Source organism: Siphonobacter curvatus, from assembly GCF_002943425.1.
Taxonomy (GTDB): Bacteria; Bacteroidota; Bacteroidia; order Cytophagales; family Spirosomataceae; genus Siphonobacter; species Siphonobacter curvatus.
On record NZ_PTRA01000001.1, the window covers coordinates 295587 to 316255 of the forward strand.

Below are 20669 nucleotides of genomic sequence, written 5' to 3' on the forward strand. Positions count from 1 at the left end.
GGATTTTTGTATTTATGGGAAGAATTAACGTAAGGTACCTTCCAGACGATATTGTTGTCCGCTCGAAGGATCGATACCAATGATCCGCACGCGACCCCGACGATTCGCCAGCAGGTCACCCGCTTGTTTGGCATCTTTGATAACCGTATCGTCAATTTTGGTGATGATAAATCCTACTGGAACTTCCTGGTATTCCATCCAGCCATCAGGCAGTACTTCCACCACTTTAGCCCCACCGTTGATGCGGAATTTCGTTTTCTCGTTGTTCGTCACATTGTCGAGTTTGGCACCTACGGATTCAACCTGTACGAGTGAAGAAACTGTCGATTTCACAATACCCGTGCTACCGTCCATGTTTTTCAATGTAACGTTGAAGTCTTTTAGCTGACCGTCACGGTTTACCGTTACCACCACTACGTCACCGGGTTTATGCTGAGCACCGACCAGTTCTACCAGACGAGGCAAGTCGTTTACGTCTTTACCGTCCACTTTCACAATGACGTCACCGATTTTCAGACCAGCGGCTTTCGCAGCACTGGCGTTCGGGTTTTCACCGAAGCTACCGAAGTAAATACCGGAACTAGCTTTCAGATCTTTCTGGCTAGCCAGTTTTTCGTCGACTACCTGCATTTGTGAAATACCCAAGTAACCGCGTTGAACGTTACCGTACTTCAACAAATCACTAGCTACTTTCTTCACCAAGTTAGAAGGTACGGCAAACGAATAACCAACGTACGTACCCGTCTGACCACCCGCAATGGCCGTATTAATACCGATCAGGTCGCCTCTAGAATTGACCAGAGCACCACCCGAGTTACCGGGGTTCACGGCAGCATCCGTTTGGATGAAGGCTTCAATCGGGCTCTGAGCTTTCTCACGATCACCCAGGATACCAATGGAACGGCCTTTCGCACTCACAATACCTGCCGTAACCGTTGATTCCAGATCAAAAGGGTTACCTACGGCCAGTACCCATTCCCCTACTTTAATATCATCCGAGTTCGCAAAGGGCAGATACGGTAAATTCGCGGGTAGCTTTTCGCCCTGCAACTGAATCACGGCAATATCCGTGTTAGGGTCCGTACCTACGAGTTTTGCTTTAAACTTCCGTTTGTCGCTAAGTACCACTTCCAATTCAGAAGCGTCGGCTACGACGTGGTTGTTCGTAACAATATATCCATCGGGGCTGATAATCACACCCGAACCTGAGGCCATGCCTTCCTGACGTTGAGGCTGACGACGGCCACCACCGAAGTCTTCATCGCCAAAGAAGTCAAAGATGCTGGGCATCTGCCGCTGACTTACCTGACGTACAACTTTTGATTTGATGTGTACTACGGCCGGCGTTGATTTGTCGGCAGCCGCTACGAAATCGCCGGGAATACCGGCCATATTCGTAGTGAACTTTGCACCCGCTCCCGAAGCGTTAGCTTCGGTAAGTACCACATCCCGTTGAGAGCCTAATCCCAAGAGGTGAGCTCCACCCAGGGTAATTCCGCTACTCAATACCCCGACCAGGGCTAAAGATTTCCAATTGCTGTTATTCATAGCTGTTAAACGTTGTTTGGAGAGGGAAATTCATTACTAGTTTACGTAAAAAAGTGCTCCAAAATCGAATCAGCGAAAAGTTGTTCTAGTTAAGTTCTTAGACTTGCTAACCTTAACGCGGTTTAGAGAGAATCTGTTGCGAAAATAAAGGGATTAAGGTTTTTTAACAACAGATTGTGATAATAGGGTAATGAACGGGCTGAATGTTAAGAAAGCAGGGAGAGCACTAAAGTTCTCCCTGCTTCTTTCCGCACGAACCAACTGCACTAGGTACGATTAGGCAATGGAAATTTCACGAGGCTGTGCTTTTGCTTCTTCTTTTTTCGGGAGCGTCAGGTACAGGATTCCGTCGGTATAGCTGGCTTCGATTTTCTCACCATCTACGGTTTTGGGTAATACGAACGCCCGTTGGAAACTACTGTAGCTAAATTCTTTCCGGCTGTATTTTTCGGCTTTCTCTTCATTCTGGCTTTCTTTCTTAACTGAAATTACCAGACGATTTTCGTGTACGCTTACTTTAAAGTCTTCTTTCTTCAGACCAGGAGCAGCCAGTTCAAGTTGGAAGTTTCCTTCGCTTTCTTTGACATTGACAGCAGGCAAATTATGGAACTCATTCTTACCAGCTACTTGGTTGTACGATTGAAAGAAGTCATCGTTAAAGAAACGATTTACTAAAGAAGGGAATGCAGGTTGATGAAATTTCACGAGTGACATGGCTATAACGTTTTTTATTGTTTTCGATGTTTAACCGACTCATTAATTGTCGGACGACTCTATAATTAAAACAGCTATACCAAACTCAAAAATTGAAAATACAATGACAAAATGTCTTATTTAGAATAAATACTAAAATAGATTAATGACAAAATGTCTTATATCGACTTAAAATGTCAGTTTTAGGATTCATTTGAACGTTCAGGTTCCCAAACAGCTCGTACTACCTCCCGCTTGCCCTGCGGTCCCGGATGTTTTTCGACGCGAAAACCAGCTGCTTTTAATGCCCGCCGTACGTCGCTTTTGGAACAGTAGGTAGTCAATAGGCTGCCCACCTGCAAATGGCGGCCGATTCCGGAGAAGATTTCAGTAGTCCAGAGTTCTGGTTGTGAGCTGGGAGCAAAGGCGTCGTAATAGACCAGATCGTAGGGCTCGCCGAAGGTTTCATTCGCCAGAAAATCCTGAAGAGTGGCGTGGACTTTACGCAGGGTGAAGGTGGGCGACAAGCGTACTTCCGTGTCCCAGGCCGCCTCATGCAGCGATTGTAAAACCGTTGCGTGCATAAACTCATCGTAATTGAGTTGCCGATACGCTTCGGGTGGAATGGGATACGCTTCCAGGCTAGTATAATCTACAACAACGGGTGACTGCCCGGCCTTTAGCAAGGTAAGCAGAGCGTTGAAGCCCGTACCAAATCCCATTTCCAGAATCCGGATTTCCCGTTTACCCGATTCTAGCAGATAATCTAGTCCCAGTTCCAGAAAAATACGTTTCGATTCATCAAAGGCTCCGTGCAGGGAATGATACCACTGGTTAAAGCGGGCCGAGTAGAGCGTATGACTACCGTCCTTGGTGAGTACCAGCTCATTCGATGCGTGTGTCGGATCCGAATGCGTGGGGTTTGAGCTTCCTGCTTCCATTATTTCTTTTTATTCAGGGTATGATCTGACTTCGCCCGTCCTTCCTTACAGACGAATCATTCGAAAAATTTCACTTGTATACAAGGGTAAAAGAAGAGCTGATCAGAAAAATCATCCAGCTTATCTTGGATGATTGCGGCCAATTCCCGACCCTATACTTCAAACTTTACAAACGCTTTAGTCATGTTGCTTTCCCGCAAAAACTTGCCCCAAATTTCGGCAACTGTGCCGGTTCAATTACCCAATCCTTCCGTTTTTGAATTACCCGAACGCATTCTGCAATTTGGTACGGGTGTGTTGCTGCGGGGTTTGTGCGACTATTTTGTGGACAAAGCCAATCAACAGGGCGTATTCAACGGCCGAATTGTGGTGGTGAAATCAACCGGAAGCGATACGTCCGAATTTGATCGGCAGGATCAACTCTTTACGCAGGTGATTCGGGGCTTGGGCGAAGATGGACAACCGATTGAAGAATACATTGTCAACGCCAGTATTTCCCGTACCCTGGCGGCTCCGAGCCAATGGGCCGAAATTCTGGCCTGTGCGAGCAACCCCGAGATGCAGATTGTTACTTCAAATACGACGGAAATCGGTATTCAGCTCGACGAAAACGAAAATTTGCAAGCCACGCCTCCTAGATCATTTCCAGGGAAACTGACGGCCTTTCTGTACGCCCGCTGGAAAGCTTTTAACGGTTCAGTCGAAAGCGGTATGGTGATTGTACCCACCGAACTTGTGCCTGACAATGGCACGAATCTGCGGAAAATTGTACTGGAACTGGCTCGTCGCGGGAACCTCGAAGCTGACTTTATTCAGTGGCTGGAAACGGCCAACTCCTTCTGTAATTCACTGGTGGACCGGATTGTTCCCGGAAAACCCAATGCGACGGATCAGGCCGAATACCAGCAGAAACTAGGCTACGAAGATGGCCTGCTCTGCGTATCGGAAGTATACCGCCTCTGGGCTATTGAAGGCGATGAAAAGGTAAAAAGCGTACTGAGTTTCGATGCCGTAGATTGTGACGAAGCCAATGCGTTAGGCGTAATTATAAAAACCGATATTGATCGCTACCGGGAGTTGAAACTTCGCCTGCTGAATGGCTCGCACACCCTGACCTGCGGACTGAATTATCTTTCTGGCAAAAACGCCGTTCGCGAAAGCATGGTCGATCCTGTATCGAGTCGCTATGTGAAAGAATTGATGTTTGAAGAACTGGCCCCGGCCATTCCATACCCGATCGAGCTGGAGGTAGCCCGTACGTACGGGGCCAGTCTGCTGAACCGTTTTTCCAATCCCTTTTTGGAACATAAACTGCTCAGTATTACGTTGTACTATACCTCTAAGATGAAAACCCGTAACGTACCTTTGCTACTCAAGCATTACGAGCAGACGGGCACGGCTCCGGAACGTTTTGCTCTGGGCTTTGCGGCGTATGTACTGTTCATGAAGGCCGTGAAAGTAGAAGGAGGTAAGTACTTTGGCGAACGAAACGGCGAGTCCTACCTCATTCCGGACGAACCCGCCGGCTGGTATTTTGACTGGTGGTCGCGTCAGGGCGAGCTTTCGGAAGTACTCGGCAATACGGATTTTTGGGGTACGGATTTGAATGCGTTGCCGGGCTTCGGCGAGCGGGTAGCGTTCTACCTGAGCAGGCTTCAGGAAAGTCCAGCCGCCGCTTTTGAGGCCGCTTTATCCTAACTGATTTTTATTCATTTCTTTTCCATCGAAAATTCGGGTAGCAAGGTCCGGATTTCATCTTTTGAAAGAAAGAATCTTTTACTCCCATGCAGCAACGAGTATTAAAAGTCCACCCCGCCGATAACGTTATTGTCGCCCTAACTGATCTGAAAAAAGGCGAGATCATTTCGTTTCAGGGGGTCGATTACGAGCTGGTCGATGACATTGCGGCCAAGCATAAATTTCTGACGGAAGATCGGGCCGTCGATGAAGAGATTACCATGTACGGTGTGCTGGTAGGGAAGGCCAAACAGTTCATCCCCAAAGGCGGATTGATGCACACGTTCAATACCCGCCACGCTTCTGACGATTTTGGACTGGGCTCGCGTAAGCTGGAGTGGGCACAACCCGATACCTCTAAGTTCAAACAGCGGTCTTTCCTGGGGTATCACCGACAGGATGGAAGCGTAGGTACGGCCAATTATTGGATCGTACTGCCGATGGTATTCTGCGAAACCCGTAACCTGGAAGTGATGCGGGAGGCCCTGGTGGATTCCTTGGGCTACGGCAAAAATCAAGTTTGGAAAGATCAGACTGAGCAGTTGATTAGTCTCTACCGTTCCGGCAAATCTGTAACGGACATTCTCAACGCCGATTTAGCCATTGAAGAAGAAACGGCGACCCAAACCCGTCTGTTTCCGAACGTGGATGGTGTAAAATTCCTCAACCATGAAATGGGTTGTGGGGGTACACGGTCAGATGCTCAGGCTCTGTGTGGCTTGCTCGCTGGCTATGCGACGCACCCCAACGTAGCGGGAGTCACGGTACTAAGTCTGGGTTGCCAGAACGCTCAGGTATCGATTCTGAGAGAGGAAATTGCCAAGCGGGACCCGAATTTTGCCAAGCCGCTGTACGTATTTGAGCAGCAGGAAATTGGTTCCGAAGAAAAACTCATCGCCGGAGCGATCAAGCAAACCTTTGCCGGACTGATTGAAGCCAATAAAATTGAACGTCAGCCCGCTCCGCTATCCAAGCTGGTCATTGGACTGGAATGCGGTGGTTCGGACGGATTTTCCGGAATCTCGGCGAATCCGGCGATCGGTCATACTTCCGATATTCTAGTATCACTGGGTGGTACAGTCATTCTGGCGGAATTTCCGGAACTTTGCGGTGTAGAGCAGGAACTATCGGACCGTTGCGTGGATGAAGAAACGGCTTTGAAGTTCAATTCGCTGATGAAGATCTACAATTCGCGGGCGGAAGCCGTAGGTTCTGGTTTTTACATGAACCCTTCCCCGGGTAATATCAAGGATGGACTCATTACTGACGCCATCAAGTCTGCCGGAGCCGCGAAAAAAGGTGGTAATTCACCCGTTGTAGATGTGCTGGATTACCCTGAGAAAGTGACCAAGCCCGGTCTTAACTTGGTTTGTACCCCCGGAAACGACGTGGAGAGTACCACGGCTGAAGTAGCTTCGGGAGCCACCGTCGTTTTATTTACCACGGGTCTGGGTACGCCTACGGGTAATCCGGTTGCCCCCGTTATCAAGCTTTCGACGAACACGAAGCTGTACCACAAGATGAACGATATTATCGACATCAACTGTGGTACCATCATCGACGGGCAGGAAACCATCGATGAAGCGGGCGAACGCATTCTGGATTACGTCATTCAGGTAGCCAGCGGTCAGGTGACGCCGCACTCGGTGCGTCTCGGCCAGGATGATTTCATCCCCTGGAAACGTGGTGTTTCGCTGTAAGTACTACGTCATTTAATCCTAAAAAATTGAATGGGTATCGATCGTGATCTACTGCGGTGGCCTGTTCAGTTTTTTAGGATTTTTGTCTGATGGGTAGACGGAGCAGTTGAGATTTCGTAGCGAATGATACGGCTCACGCAGTTCCGACTAAAGGTTCGCCAAGAACTCTTTAACTGAAAACAGACAACGGAAAACTCTAAACTTTTTTATGCCTCTTCTTCAATCTTTTCGCTGGTTTGGTCCGAAAGACCCTGTACGGCTGTCGGACATTCGGCAAGCCGGAGCTACGGGTATTGTCTCGGCCTTACACGAAGTGCCTAACGGTAAAATCTGGACTCCCGAAGCCATTGAATCCCGCAAAACGCTAATCGAGGCAGCTGGACTGGAATGGGCTGTAGTCGAAAGTGTACCCGTGCACGAGCACATCAAGCGAGCCATGCCCGACCGGGATCAGCTCATTGCTAATTATCAGCAAACCTTACGTAACTTGGCTCAGCAAGGCATTACGAGGGTATGTTACAACTTCATGCCCGTACTCGATTGGACGCGAACGGATCTGGCCTACGTCGTACCCGACGGGTCGGAAGCCCTGCGGTTTGATGCCGTCGCCTTCGCAGCTTTCGAGTTATTTATACTGAAGCGTTCGGCGGCGGAGGCCGAATACTCGGAATCTTTCCGTCAACGGGCCGAGGTTTACTTTAAGACGTTAAACGAAAGTCAGAAAGCCTTACTGATTCGTAATATCATTGCGGGTCTGCCCGGTTCGGAAGAAAGTTTCACCGTTGAGCAATTCCAGAAAGTACTGGATTATTACGCTGAAATCGGTGACTTCGAACTCCGGCAAAACCTGTATTACTTCCTGCGAGCAGTAGTACCCGTAGCCGAAGAAGTAGGGGTGAAGCTTTGTATTCACCCGGATGATCCGCCACGGCCGATTCTGGGATTACCGCGGGTGGTGAGTACGGCAGCGGATATTCGTGAGATGTTCTCGGTAGCGGATTCGCCTGCGAATGGACTGACCTTCTGTACGGGAAGTTTTGGGGTACGGGCGGATAATGATTTGCCCGCTATGCTACAGGAGTTCGGACCCCGTACGTATTTCCTCCATTTACGGAGCGTGCACCGCGAAATTGACGAGGTACCGGAGACCTTCCACGAAGCTAATCACCTGGAAGGGCATGCGGGGATGTACGAGGTAATGAAAGCCGCCGTGGGAGAAATGAAACGTCGGGAAAAGGAAGGACGTACGGATGTAAATATTCCCATGCGACCTGACCACGGTCACCGGATGCTGGATGATCTGAATCCCGAAAAACGGACGAATCCAGGGTATACGGCCATTGGTCGCTTACGAGGACTGGCTGAGTTACGGGGATTAGAACTGGGGATTACGCAAAGTTTGTAACGTTTTCAGTGGCCTATTTTCCATTTTCAATTGCAAACTACTCGAAGGTAAGTGATCTACAACAGATCGTAGGGATTCCTAAATTAGAATTGCATTGATAAGCTGGCATGAACCCAACTGACAACTAAAAACCGAAAACTAAAAAAGCGGATTCCTGAAAGGGAATCCGCTTTTTCGTTACTCTTTATCTTTGGGTTGATTGCTCCGGATTTCTTTCCGGTTATTCGAGTTATTGTCGAGTTCTTGTTTGACCCGGCTGTCCAAGTTGTCTTTGTTTTCGGGCTTATGCATTTTATTATGCTTATGAGCCGCTGTGTTCTGTGAGGCTGGATTGGCTTTCATAGCTTTTATTGTTTTTTGAGGGGAGTAGGTAAAAACAGTGTACCACCAGAGCTTGCCTCCGCAAGCCGGGAAATCGAAAAAACTCTAAACCCCGGACGCTAAACCCTGAACTTCTTCCGTAACTTGCAGGGAATTTCAGACAGATTGCCATCACAAACACATGAACTTTCCTTCAGAACTTCGCTACACCGCTGAACACGAATGGATTAAACTCGTTGACGGTAACGTAGCATTGGTTGGTATTACCGATTATGCTCAGGATCAATTGGGCGATGTGGTTTTCGTAGAAGTTAATTCCCTGGATCAGGAATTGGCTGCCAACGAAGTATTTGGTTCAGTAGAAGCCGTAAAAACGGTATCTGATCTGTTCCTGCCCGTTGCGGGTAAAGTGCTCGAAGTAAACGAGAGCCTCAACGACAGTCCCGATAAAGTCAATACCGATCCGTACGGTGATGGCTGGGTAATTAAGCTTGAGGTGTCAAATCCGGCTGATCTGGATGCCTTGATGGACGCCGCTACTTACCAGGAGTCTGTACACTAGTCGACAGTCGACCGTTTTCTATTTTCGTGCGTATCGCTCTGAGCGAGGTGGCCGAAAATCGTCAATAAACCATTGATCAGAGCAAGGAACAAAGGACACCGAGTTTTCGGTATGCTTTGTTCCTTGTTCAACATTCGACCCTATGAATCTTCTCTTTCGTTCCGTTCGCATTATTGATCCGCATTCGGCATTTCATAATCAGGTGGTGGATGTGTGGATTGAAGACGGTATCATTCGAAAAATGGGTGAAAATCTTGCCGCTATCTCCTCTGGGCAAGAAATCCGTCAGGAGGGACTTTGTATTTCGCCGGGCTGGTGCGATCTGCGGGTTCACGCCAAAGATCCTGGTTACGAGGCTAAGGAAGATTTATATAGCCTGAAACGGGCGGCCGCCGCTGGAGGCTTCACGGAAGTCGTACTGCTTCCCAATACCAAGCCTGTAGTACAGCGGAAAGAAAGCCTCAATTATTTCCGCAGTTTTTCCGAAGATCAGGCCGTACAGTTTTTACCCACTGCCGCTCTTACCCTGGGTTGCGAAGGCAAAGATTTCACGGAAATGCTTGATCTGCATCATGCGGGAGCCGTCGCTTTTACCGATGGCGAAGAACCCATCTGGAATGCCGACATCCTGCTGAAATCGCTTCAATATCTGGCCCAGGTGAATGGTCTGCTCATTCAACGTCCCGAAGAGCCTACGCTGACGGTTCACGGTCAGATGCACGAGGGAAATATGAGTACCATGCTAGGTATGCGGGGCATTCCAACTATGGCGGAGGAACTGATGATTCAGCGGGATTTACGCCTGCTGGAATACGCGGTGGAAACCTTTGACTTGCGGCCCCGGCTGCATTTTTCCCTGGTCTCAACGGCTCGTTCAGTAGAATTGATCCGGCAGGCGAAAGCTCAGGGATTACCCGTAACCTGCGATACGGCTGCTCATTACCTGGCGTTTACCGATGAAGATCTGGTCGGATTTGATACGAATCTGAAAGTAATGCCTCCGTTCCGGCCGGCCAGCGAAGTAGAAGCTCTGCGGGCGGCTCTGGCCGACGGTACCATTGATGCTCTGGTGTCCGATCACTATCCCCAGGATACGGAATCGAAGAACCTGGAGTTTGACTTAGCCGACTTTGGAATCAGTAGTCTGGAAACAGCTTTTGCAACGGCCCTGACCTACGGAAATCTGGGATTGGAAAAAGTCCTGGAACTCTTTACGGCCAATCCTCGCTCCGTATTACAGCGAAACCCGGTAACGATTGCCGAAGGGAAAATTGCTCAGTTGACCGCGTTTAATCCGGATGAAGAATGGACGGTAAGTTTGGCTGACTGGCAATCCAAAGGAAAGAATACACCCTTCGTAGGTAAAACCTTACGCGGAAAAGTGTACGGCGTCGTGAATCAGGGTACGAGTACCTTTCATAGCAAACCCTTGAGTTTTAAAGTATAGCTGGTGTGGCAGCGAACAACGTTCGCTGCCACACATTGCCTCACCTCCATGATTAACAAGTATTTTCTACGATTGGCTTTAGGCTTAGGCTTGCTGGCTGGATTAGCCTGCTTTGCTTATTTCTACGTACTAAAGCTGACAGACGCCATGCCACTGGGTACCCGCCGGAATCTGGGGATGATCCTCATGTGGGTAGCGATGGCCTTTGGAGCCCGCCGCTACTGGAAAAACGTCCGACGACCCATGAATTTTCTGGAAATCTTTGGGTTCTGCGTACTGGTCGTCTTGACGGCGAGCTTTGTGGACGGTTTATTAGTGGCGGGTTACGTTCGATATGTCGAACCTTCACTGGTTCCGGAATTTATCACAGATCTGAAACGCCTGGCCTTGCAGGATCAGACGATGGTCAAAGAACAATTTGGCAATCAGAAAGATGCAGGACCGGTTGACTTCAAGCTTTTTCTGGAGCAAATTGAGCAGATTTCCCCGGAATCTATTTTCTGGAGCAATTTTGGCATGTTACGCATGATTTTTCACTTCCTCTACGCGGCTCTGGTAGCGATCTGGATTCGGAAGATGAGTGCTAGTAGTTAAATGTATCACCCTACTTCAATTGCATCATTAACCCCTATCCACCTACTAGGCTATGGAACCAACCCCCTCTACTGCTCGTATCGCCATGAAATGGGGAGCGATTTCTGGGATCGTTACCGCTGTATTCTCTATCAGTTATCAGGCGTTGAATATGATGCCTGACGACCCCATGAAAGCCAACATGGGCTGGGGTTTGCTGACCAATTTTCTACAAATCGGTTTTACGGTTTTAGTATTGGTGCTGGCGATGCGGGAATTTCGTACGCATAACGAAGGATATATTTCCTTTGGCCAGGGGGTAGGGATTGCGGCATTGACCGGAGCGGTATGGGGGGTACTATCGGCGGGTCTTATTTTGATCTATACGCAGTTCATTGATAATTCAGCTCAGGAAAAAACGCTGCGGGCCTTACGGAATGCGTACGAAGAACGCGGCATGACCGAAGAGCAAACCGAAACGGCCATGCGATTCGTTACCCTGATGACCAATCCCGGTTTTAGTTTTGTAATGACCATCTTAACGGGCGTAATCGTGGGTACGGTCCTCGGTCTGATCGTCGCCGCTGTGGTCAAGCGGGATCGCCCCATGTTTGCATAAGCGGATCCCGGAAAAATTTATCAGGCTCCTTCAGCGTTATACGCCCGGTTTCACTCTGCTATTTCTCCCTGTTTTTACGGTATGTTTACTATATTCAAGAAAGAAGTCAATTCCTTTTTAAGCTCTCTGGTTGGATACGTCGTAATGGCTGTGTTTCTGCTGGCGATGGGCTTGCTGGTCTGGATCTTTCCTGATACGAGTGTGTTGAACAGTGGGTACGCGGACCTGGCGACGTTCTTCAATCTGGCTCCGTACGTGTTTTTGTTTTTGGTACCCGCCATCACCATGCGGTCCATTGCCGAAGAACGAAAAATTGGTACGCTGGAATTGCTGTTCACCAAGCCGCTAACCGAGTGGCAACTGGTCATTGGTAAATTTCTGGCCGCCTGTTTTCTGATTTTTCTGGCTTTGATACCTACGCTGATCTACTACTATTCCGTGTATCAGTTAGGAAATCCGGTGGGGAACATTGATTCGGCGAGCGTACAGGGATCGTATATCGGCCTTTTTCTGCTGGGTTGCGTCTTTGCGGCCATTGGACTGTTCACTTCTTCACTGACAGATAATCAGATCATCGCATTCCTACTGGGCGTGTTTATTAGTTTCCTGCTGTATGTCGGTTTAAGCTCCGTGGCTGGACTGGAAGTCTGGAATGGAGCCGCGTACTGGTTGGGCTGGCTGGGGCTGGATACGCAGTACAATGCCCTCGGACGAGGACTAATTGACTCACGGAATATCATCTACTTCCTTTCCTTAATTATCCTCGCTCTGGCAGGAACCCGCTGGAAACTAACGCAACGGGAGTAAGAGAATACTAGAAGCGAAAAGGCCGAAGGAATGATCTCCTTCGGCCTTTATCTTTGAAAACTATAGACTATTATTTAACAATAACCCCATCCGCTACGAAAACCACGGCTTTTTCGGGCTGCGTAATTTTCGCAATTTCTTCTTTTGATTTTCCGGCGTCTTCGGCGTAATGTTTGAGTTCATTTACGGGTGTAACGCGGGAGAAGGCCTGTCCTTCAAATACAACCGTCTTGCCTTCAATATCTTTCGGTACGAAGAAATCATAGTCTTTAAAAGAAACCCGCATCGTCTTTCCTTCGGGCAGTTTCACTTTCATCCAGCAACCCTTCATTTTGCAAACGGATTCTACCGTACCGGTCACTTTGGTAGCAAGCGTATCGGATTTCTTCATTTGTTCCACCAATTGCGTGGTTGAAATCGCGTGATCGGTCGTGATTTTAGCTCCGTGGTAGGTAGCCTGAGCTTGAGCCGCCAGTCCGGTAAGGGCCAAGGCCAGGGTTATGACGAATGATTTCATGGGTATGTACGTTTGAATGGAATGCTAAAATACTGATTAACTGTAAAGTACCCAAGTTAGTTGACCACTTGCACCCAGCTCTTACACTGTTTGCCGTCGGGAAAAGTGATCAGGTAGTAATAGGTTCCCGGAGCTACGGAGGGGGTCCAGTCGTTTTGATAACTCACGTGCTGATACACGGCTTTTCCCCAGCGATTGAACACATCCAATTTTAGTCCATTGGTACCAATCACAAACTGATCGTTTTTGCCATCGCCGTTGGGCGTTACTACGTTGGGCACTTCCAGTGGTGGCTCAATGGTTATCGGTTGTGAGGCTGAAAGGGTACAACTGCCACGTTTGGCAATTCCCGTCACCTGATACGTGCCGGGTTTGGGGTACACGTAGGGCGAAGGCTGTTGCGTCGCCAGCGAATCGCCGTTGCCTAGATACCAGTCGTACTGATCGCCGCCCGCATTGGCCAGTTTGATGCGTATTTGCGTGGGTTTTACGCAGTCAAACACCTTTTCAACGGCAAAATCAGGCCGAAACGATTCATCAATGGTCACGGTGGCCGTAGCCTGTCCACGGCACCCTTTATTGTCTTTAACGATAACCGTATAGGCGGTACTTTGGGTGGGCTGTACCGTAATGGCTGCCTTACTACTATCGCTGATGGCCGAGCCAGTCCATTGATACGAACTTCCACCCGTCGCCTGAATGCGAACCGTTTGGCCCTTGCAAATGACTGGCTCCGAAACTGTGACTTGAACCGGCAGCGGTTGAATGGTCACCGTAACCGACTTCTGCCCCGTACAGCCTTTCGAATCGGAAGCCTGAACGGTATAGGTAGTCGTTTCGGTAGGGGTGGCTACGGGATTAGCAATGGTGGTACTGTTAAGCGAGCTGTGGGCCGTCCACTGGTAATTTGATCCGCCGGAAGCCCGCAACTGTACCGTTCCGCCGAGACACATCGTCGTATCTTTGCTCACTTGAAAAGCGGGTTCAGAAACGCGGATGGTTCGCTGATAGAGAGCCTCTCGTTTACAGCTCAAGGGGTTTCGACCCACGAGGGTAATGACGTATACCCCAGGCTTAGTAAAGGTAAACTCCCCCTGCACGGGATTTGTAGATTTACCCAGATTCCCAAAATTCCACTCGTAGCTTTTCCCCCCGGTACTCGTATTGACAAATTGCAGTTTAGCGGGCGTACAGACATCGATCGTATCCTGCTTTTTGCTATTTAGGAACATATCGAATTTCACTTCCAGATTGTCGATATCAAACTTGAAAACGGCGTTATTACAGTTGCCAGCCCGGTTTACGGTAGACCAGGCTCCGGGCGTGGTAGGGAAGGAGGAAGGCTGACAGGAACAAACGGCCTGATAGACATACCCCCGTTTGTCGAAGCGAGAGGTACCGCCATCCACGTGATCGCCCCGGACGTCGGGCGAAGCATTGGTATTGCCAAAAAACGTCGCGTACAGCAAGGACTTTGCTCCATTTTCTAACAGAGCCAGATAAAAATTACTACCGTCCGTCGTTTTCTGAAAAGCGTCGGTGGTAACAGGCAAGCCTTTGGTACTACTTGCGAGTGCCAGCGTTGTGCCGATGGTCGCATTGACTTCGCCGCCCCAGCCAGCCAGGTAAATATTTCCGCATTCGTTAATGAGAAAGGCCGTCGGAGCGATGTCGGGTGTACCTCTACCGCTACCAATGACGGTCGAAAAAAGCGTTCGGTCCAGTGTTGGATCAAAGGCATGAATAAACTGACCGCTGTTCCGGTTGGTGTACACGCCCGACGTAACCGGGTATTTCCCACCATTACTCAATCCTAATACGTAGACGTTTTCGTCCTTATCCAGATCCAGCAGCATGGCTACGTCGGCGTTGCTGGTACCGATGCGTTTGGTTTTCTGTACGTTTCCGTTGGCATCTAGTTTGGCCAGCCACCCGTCTTCGGGTGTCGGCAGGTTATCGCGTACGGCTCCGCAGACGTAGATATTCCCCGAGGCCGCCGCCCGTATCCCGTATGCTCCGCTGAAGCCGGGCATAATCTTCGGTCTTTCCCAGATCAGTTTCGATAAATCCGGTGAGAATTTGAGAACGGTAGCAGCCAGTCGGTCGGGGCGGCTTAGGGGAAGTTCCGAGGGGGTAGTCGTTGCTACCAGTACATTATCCTGGGTGTCCGTAATAATCTCGCCCCGGTACGCATCCCCGTAATACTGAATGCTTAGAAGGGTATTCAGATTCAGACCATCGTTGGCCGTCGTACCGTAATAGGTGGATGCCAGCAACGATTTCCCGTCCGCACTAAGTTTTGCCAGAAAAATATCGCTACCGTTGTTATAGTCCATCCCACTGAGCGGTTGAACGTAGGTGCCGCCGCTAAAACTGCGTTTATGAGCTTGCGTACTGGTTGGAAAATTCTGGGAGGAAGTCGTGCCAAAAATCAGTAGTTCTCCCTTGGAATTAACAATGAGACTATGCGGTACTTCCGTTTGTGTACCTCCCAGGTACGTAGCATACAGTAAGCGGGTACCCGTTGGATTGAATTTCAGAATGGCAACATCCCAGAGGGTTTGACCGCCGTTGCCGCCGTAATTGATTTGATAGGCTCCCGCGGTTACGGGGAAACCAGTCGCATTCGTCGATCCACCGGAGATGAGGTTACCTTCGGCGTCGTAGGTAGCGGTGTGGCCCCAGTTGTCGGAATAAGAGCCGGAGAAGCTGGCAAAGATTAACTCCGGATCAATGATCAGCGGATGTTTAGGATCGTAGCCATTGGGTAAGTGAAAGCTCACTACGTTTTTCTCACGAACGGCGAAGTGACCTTTCACTTCCGTGGTTTTCCCTCGAATTTCCTGGTAATTGTACGGATTCAGTTCCCGAAACCAGCCCATGGACGTGCGAACTTCCAGATTCCCGTGTTCGGATACGGAAAGCTTCTCCGAACCTTCGTACCGCATCTTAATCAGATCGGGGTTAGCTTCGCTGTGTACAATGAATTCGTACTTAATCGTCGAATGGTGAGCGTACAGTCGCAGATCAATACCCGGATACAATTCCTTGTACACGACTTCGCCGAAACCAGAAACGTTGGAAGCCCAGCGGCGGGCGTCGTTTCCCAGGAAGTAATTTCGGGAAATTCCGTCTGAGAGGTCACTTTTCAGGGTTGGGTTCGGATTGGAACCCTCAAAATACACGCGTACACCGTGCAGCTTTAAGGGCGTGTTGGCCGGTAAGGTTCGGTTATGAAGTTGCTTGAAGTAATCCGTGTCGTAGAAAACGTAATCCATCCCATCCGTCCGCAGGTCCAGTTGGCCGCCCGGAATTTGAATGCGGTACCGCACGCTGGCGTCCCACTGACCTTGATTGGGAATGAAAGTAACGGGCTGATTGTCAGCAAATGCAGATAAAGTAAGAAAGATAAGCAGGCAGGTAAACAGGTTCCGCATCGCTTCAGTGAGGTTAGGCAACGAATATACAAAATGCCACCGAAAGCGGAGAACCTCAGGAATCGGATTTTTACTTATACGCCTGAATGTCAATTACTTTTTCGCAGAACTGGTACTCGGCGGGCACGTTTGAAGCAATGATCAGTGTTTGATCGGCATCCAGCTTCTGAACTTCCTCGAAATACCAGTCGCTGTTGCGGGTATCCAGGTTTGAAGTGGGCTCATCCAGAATGACCAGCGGTACGTTCGAGTAGAAAGCCAGACCGAGTTTGAGCCGCTGTTTCATGCCCGAAGAAAAATTCCGGATGAATTTATCGCGGGAAGCCTTCAGATCCAGGCGTTCAATGAAGGCGGGTGTACTCAGATTCTGCTTGAAAGGCTTAAACTTCTGGTGGAAATCGACAAGTTCGGTCAGCGTAAATTCTTCAATCAATTCCAGATACGGAGCGGCGATACTGACTTGTCGGAAAAAGTGATCCGCTGGAATTTCATTGGATCCCTCGAAGTACTGAATCTTGCCTTCGCTGGCGGGCATCGCACCCGTGAGGACCTGAAGAAGCGTAGATTTGCCGGAGCCATTCGGACCCGTAATGGCCAGTCGGTCGCCGGTAGCAAGTTCGAGGGATAAGCGGCGGAAAATCCATTCCCGAATAAACCGTTTACCCAGCTGTTCGAGAATGATCTGCATGGGAAAGAAAGAAAAAGGTCAGAAGACATGATTCTGACCTTTTCAAAAAGTGCTATTCTACGGATGTCCCTTTGCCAGGGCCTTTCATAATGCCTCGTTCGGAGGAGCGGATGAAGTTGATAATTTCGTCCCGTTCAGCCGAAGCAGGGAGTTCAATTTCGATCCGGTGCAGGGCTTCAGCGTTGTTGTAGCCTTTCAGATATACGTAGCGATAAATCTCCTGAATTTCGGCAATTTTCTCGTTGCTGAATCCCCGCCGACGCAGGCCGATGGAATTCAAACCGACGTACGCAATGGGTTCCCGGCCCGCTTTTGTATACGGAGGAATATCCTTCAGTACGTGCGAACCGCCACCAATCATGGCGTGAGGCCCAATTTTCGAAAACTGATGGATTGCGGTTGTGCCTCCGATAAAAGCCCAATCCCCTAATTCCACGTGACCAGCCATTTGTACACTATTGGCCATAATGCAATGGTCGCCAATGACACAATCGTGGGCAATGTGCGTGTAGGCCATGAGCAGACAGTGGCTGCCAATAACCGTTTTACCCGCTGCTTTCGTGCCTTTGTTAATGGTTACGCATTCCCGAATCGTAGTATAGTCACCAATGATAGTCAAGGTTTCTTCGCCTTCGAATTTCAGGTCCTGCGGTACGGCCGAGATGCTGGCACCGGGAAAAATTTGAACATTCTTCCCAATACGGGCTCCTTCGAAAATAGTAACATTGGAGCCAATCCAGGAACCTTCACCGATTTCAACATTTTTATGAATGACCGCAAAGGGTTCGATGACCACATTGGGGGCAATTTTTGCATCAGGGTGAACGTATGCTAAGGGCTGTATCATTCTGTTCATTGCCAGAATACGGTACGCTTACTTCACCTACCGTAAACGGGTCGGCTTATTTTTTACGTACTAAACTTGCGGTCATGTCACTTTCCATCACCAATTGACCAGCCACCCAGGCCTGTCCGTGCATTTTGGCAATACCCCGTTTCATGGGAGCCATAAATTCGCACTTGAAAATAACGGTATCACCCGGCACTACGTTACGACGGAACCGGCAGTTTTCGATAGCCGCCAGGTACGCCCAGTAGTTTTCCGGATCGGGTACGGTACTCATCACCAAGATACCACCCGTTTGAGCCATCGCCTCGATTTGCAGTACACCCGGCATCACCGGATTCTCGGGGAAGTGACCAGTAAAGAAGGGCTCATTCATCGTTACATTTTTGATACCTACTACACTGGATTCATCCATGTGAATGATTTTGTCAATCAACTGGAAGGGATAGCGGTGGGCCAGCAAATTGGAAATCTGTTTGATATCCATGACCGGTGGAATCTTCGGATCGTATACCGGAATACTGGGTTTTTGGGTTTCCCGCATCAGCTTCTTGATTTTTTTAGCCATTTCCACGTTGGCAGCGTGACCTGGACGAGCGGCCAGGATTTGTGCTTTCAACGGACGGCCTACCAAAGCCAGATCACCTACTACGTCGAGCAGTTTGTGACGAGCAGGTTCGTTGGCATAGTGCAGGTCAATATTATTGAGAATACCCTTGCCAGGTACTACACTTACGCGGGGTTTACCGAGTAAGGAGGACAGGTGATCGAGTTCCCCGTCTTCAAACTCCCGGTCTACAATGACAATGGCATTGGAAAGGTCACCACCTTTAATCAAATTGGCCTTAAAAAGAGCTTCCAGTTCGTGCAGAAAGCAGAACGTACGGCTCTTGGCAATTTCCTGTTTAAAGAGGGTAATATCATTCAAGCTGGCGTGCTGGCTGCTCAGAACCTTCGAGTTATAATCCACCATCACCGTTACGCGGTAGTCATCGAGTGGCAAAGCAGCAATTTCTACGTCGCGATCCCGGTCCCGGTAGCGTACTTCCGAAGGAACTTCGAAGTAATTACGCAAGGCATTTTGCTCCACGAGTCCAGCATCGTCAAGGGCTTCAATAAACTTGATGGAAGAACCATCCATAATGGGCGGTTCGGGGCCATCGAGCTGAATGAGGCAATTGTCGATCTGAAGGCCCACCAAAGCGGCTAGCGTGTGCTCAACTGTATGCACCCGGGCTCCGTTGTGTTCAAGCGTAGTACCACGGGATACATCGACTACATAGTCAACGTCCGCATCGACGATGGGCTGACCCGGTAAATCAATCCGCTGGAATTTGTAACCGTGGTTGACTGGAGCCGGCTGAAACGTCATAGATGCGATTACGCCGGTATGTAACCCTACGCCGGAAACGGTGACGGGCTTCTGAATGGTGTGCTGTTTAAGATTCATCTTGGATGGATGAACAGCTATCGATTAGGGTCTTTGTAAAGTCCTTGAATCTTTCCTCGGTTACCTCAAAATGAGAAACGAAAAAAGCGTTTATCGACTCACTGCTGAACTACTGAATACTATTAGCGGGCAAAGATAATTCTTTCAGAATTTTTTCTAGTTCCCGGACCCGCTTTTCCAATTCGGGAAGTCGACGAACCAGTACTTGCGACTTGAGGTTCTCCCGGTTTTCTGCGGCGGGGGAGCCACTCAGTATGGTTCCCGGCTTCTCAATCGACTTTGAAATTCCGGATTGAGCAGTGATAATCGTATGGTCAGCAAGATGCAGGTGACCCGAAATACCTACCTGTCCTCCGATCATGCAATAATCACCAATTTTGCAGGAACCTGAAACGCCCGACTGAGCGGCCATAACCGTGTGGCGACCAATTTCGACGTTATGAGCAATTTGGATCAGGTTGTCGAGTTTGGCTCCTTCCCGGATGATGGTTGAATCTTCCGGCATGGTTGCACAATCAATAGTAGTATTGGCTCCGATGGATACGTAATCTTCCAGAACCACATTACCCAGCTGGGGAATGCTTTTGTAACTACCGTCAGTTTGCGGAGCAAAACCAAAGCCATCGGATCCAATTACGGCATTGGCATGAAGGGTACAATTGGCTCCAATCCGACAATTATCATAGACTTTTACGCCCGAGTACAGAATGGTATTATCGCCAATGACTACGTTATCACCAATGTAAACTTGGGAGTAAATTTTTACGTTTTTCCCGATCCGGCAGTGGTCGCCAATGCTGGCAAATGCTCCCAGATAAACGCCTTCACCAATTTCTGTATCCTGACCCCGGTGTACGGGCTCTTCAATCCCTGATTTACGAAAACTCAGGGCATTATGGTAAACTTCCAGCAGTCGGGTGAAAGCCGTATAGGCGTTATCCACCACGATAAGTGTGGGCGTATATGCTTTTTTAGGCTCGAAGCCTTTGCTAACGATAACGGCCGAGGCAGCAGTTGTATAAAGGTAGTGCTCGTACTTGAGGTTAGACAGAAAACTAATCGCCCCTTGTGTCCCTTCTTCGATCTTAGCTAGACGACTAACCTTCTGATCAGCAGGACCCTTTACTTCACCGCCCAAAAGCTGGGCCACCTGTGCAATTGTAAACTCCATGGAGAATATATAAAACGACGGTTAGGAATAGTTTCCTCGGTCATGTATGTATGGCTCTTGCCTTAGGAAAATACAACAAAATTGCCTATAAACCGGGTTTTTTGTGGCAAAGATACAAGACTTTTGAAATGAAAAAGAACGGGAGTCTATCCAGTATGAAAAAATGATCTATTTTTCGTAAGCGTGAGTTATTCAACGGATTACTT

18 protein-coding genes are annotated in these 20669 nt (G+C 49.0%); 8 read left to right on the top strand and 10 right to left on the bottom strand.

What is annotated here, in order from left to right; translation table 11 throughout:
• Nucleotides 1-24: 24 nt before the first annotated feature.
• The 3 genes from C5O19_RS01205 to mnmD all read right to left on the bottom strand — a co-directional run bounded on the left by C5O19_RS01205 (nt 25) and on the right by mnmD (nt 3182).
• A complete protein-coding gene (locus C5O19_RS01205; RefSeq protein ID WP_104709551.1) occupies nt 25-1548 on the bottom strand; it encodes a trypsin-like peptidase domain-containing protein in 1524 nt (507 codons plus the stop codon).
• Between the two features lie 276 nt (nt 1549-1824).
• The gene (locus C5O19_RS01210; protein WP_094812474.1) at nt 1825-2262 is read right to left on the bottom strand and encodes an Hsp20/alpha crystallin family protein; all 438 of its coding nucleotides are present in this window, start codon (nt 2260-2262) and stop codon (nt 1825-1827) included.
• 182 nt (nt 2263-2444) lie between these two features.
• A complete protein-coding gene (gene mnmD, locus C5O19_RS01215; protein ID WP_104709552.1) occupies nt 2445-3182 on the bottom strand; it encodes a tRNA (5-methylaminomethyl-2-thiouridine)(34)-methyltransferase MnmD in 738 nt (245 codons plus the stop codon).
• A 183-nt stretch (nt 3183-3365) separates the two neighbouring features.
• Here mnmD and C5O19_RS01220 point away from each other — a divergent pair, with 183 nt between their 5' ends.
• From C5O19_RS01220 to uxuA, 3 genes are all read left to right on the top strand, one after another.
• Entirely contained in the window at nt 3366-4880 is a 1515-nt protein-coding gene (locus C5O19_RS01220; protein WP_104713785.1) for a tagaturonate reductase, read from the top strand.
• An 86-nt stretch (nt 4881-4966) separates the two neighbouring features.
• Nucleotides 4967-6619 carry a UxaA family hydrolase gene (locus tag C5O19_RS01225; RefSeq protein WP_104709553.1) on the top strand — a complete coding sequence of 551 codons (1653 nt, stop codon included), beginning with the start codon at nt 4967-4969 and terminating at the stop codon, nt 6617-6619.
• A 208-nt stretch (nt 6620-6827) separates the two neighbouring features.
• Entirely contained in the window at nt 6828-8024 is a 1197-nt protein-coding gene (gene uxuA, locus C5O19_RS01230; RefSeq protein ID WP_104709554.1) for a mannonate dehydratase, read from the top strand.
• Between the two features lie 177 nt (nt 8025-8201).
• On the opposite strand, the gene C5O19_RS25915 is transcribed toward uxuA, so the two are convergent.
• Entirely contained in the window at nt 8202-8366 is a 165-nt protein-coding gene (locus C5O19_RS25915) for a hypothetical protein (RefSeq protein WP_158242685.1), read from the bottom strand.
• Nucleotides 8367-8526: 160 nt separating this feature from the next.
• Here C5O19_RS25915 and gcvH point away from each other — a divergent pair, with 160 nt between their 5' ends.
• The 5 genes from gcvH to gldF all read left to right on the top strand — a co-directional run bounded on the left by gcvH (nt 8527) and on the right by gldF (nt 12353).
• Nucleotides 8527-8907 (top strand): glycine cleavage system protein GcvH, encoded by a 381-nt coding sequence (gene gcvH, locus C5O19_RS01235; RefSeq protein ID WP_094812463.1) that lies wholly within the window; start codon nt 8527-8529, stop codon nt 8905-8907.
• A 142-nt stretch (nt 8908-9049) separates the two neighbouring features.
• A complete protein-coding gene (locus C5O19_RS01240) occupies nt 9050-10354 on the top strand; it encodes a dihydroorotase (protein ID WP_104709555.1) in 1305 nt (434 codons plus the stop codon).
• 48 nt (nt 10355-10402) lie between these two features.
• Nucleotides 10403-10948 carry a DUF4199 domain-containing protein gene (locus tag C5O19_RS01245; protein ID WP_094812458.1) on the top strand — a complete coding sequence of 182 codons (546 nt, stop codon included), beginning with the start codon at nt 10403-10405 and terminating at the stop codon, nt 10946-10948.
• Between the two features lie 52 nt (nt 10949-11000).
• Nucleotides 11001-11546 (top strand): DUF4199 domain-containing protein, encoded by a 546-nt coding sequence (locus C5O19_RS01250; RefSeq protein ID WP_104709556.1) that lies wholly within the window; start codon nt 11001-11003, stop codon nt 11544-11546.
• A gap of 81 nt (nt 11547-11627) precedes the next feature.
• Entirely contained in the window at nt 11628-12353 is a 726-nt protein-coding gene (gldF, locus tag C5O19_RS01255) for a gliding motility-associated ABC transporter permease subunit GldF (protein WP_104709557.1), read from the top strand.
• Between the two features lie 70 nt (nt 12354-12423).
• Here the strand turns inward: gldF and C5O19_RS01260 are convergent, their stop codons facing one another.
• From C5O19_RS01260 to lpxD, 6 genes are all read right to left on the bottom strand, one after another.
• Nucleotides 12424-12870, bottom strand: a complete 447-nt coding sequence (locus tag C5O19_RS01260; RefSeq protein ID WP_104709558.1) for a DUF4920 domain-containing protein — start codon at nt 12868-12870, stop codon at nt 12424-12426.
• Nucleotides 12871-12926: 56 nt separating this feature from the next.
• Complete coding sequence (locus C5O19_RS01265; protein ID WP_104709559.1) at nt 12927-16307, bottom strand: DUF7948 domain-containing protein; 3381 nt, start codon at nt 16305-16307, stop codon at nt 12927-12929.
• A 70-nt stretch (nt 16308-16377) separates the two neighbouring features.
• A complete protein-coding gene (locus C5O19_RS01270; RefSeq protein ID WP_104709560.1) occupies nt 16378-16995 on the bottom strand; it encodes an ABC transporter ATP-binding protein in 618 nt (205 codons plus the stop codon).
• Nucleotides 16996-17047: 52 nt separating this feature from the next.
• On the bottom strand, nt 17048-17842 hold the full coding sequence (lpxA, locus tag C5O19_RS01275; protein WP_104709561.1) for an acyl-ACP--UDP-N-acetylglucosamine O-acyltransferase: 795 nt from the start codon (nt 17840-17842) through the stop codon (nt 17048-17050).
• Nucleotides 17843-17897: 55 nt separating this feature from the next.
• Nucleotides 17898-19292, bottom strand: coding sequence for a bifunctional UDP-3-O-[3-hydroxymyristoyl] N-acetylglucosamine deacetylase/3-hydroxyacyl-ACP dehydratase (locus tag C5O19_RS01280; protein ID WP_104709562.1), 1395 nt, complete (start codon nt 19290-19292; stop codon nt 17898-17900).
• A gap of 109 nt (nt 19293-19401) precedes the next feature.
• Entirely contained in the window at nt 19402-20463 is a 1062-nt protein-coding gene (lpxD, locus tag C5O19_RS01285; protein WP_104709563.1) for a UDP-3-O-(3-hydroxymyristoyl)glucosamine N-acyltransferase, read from the bottom strand.
• Between the last annotated feature and the right edge of the window lie 206 nt (nt 20464-20669).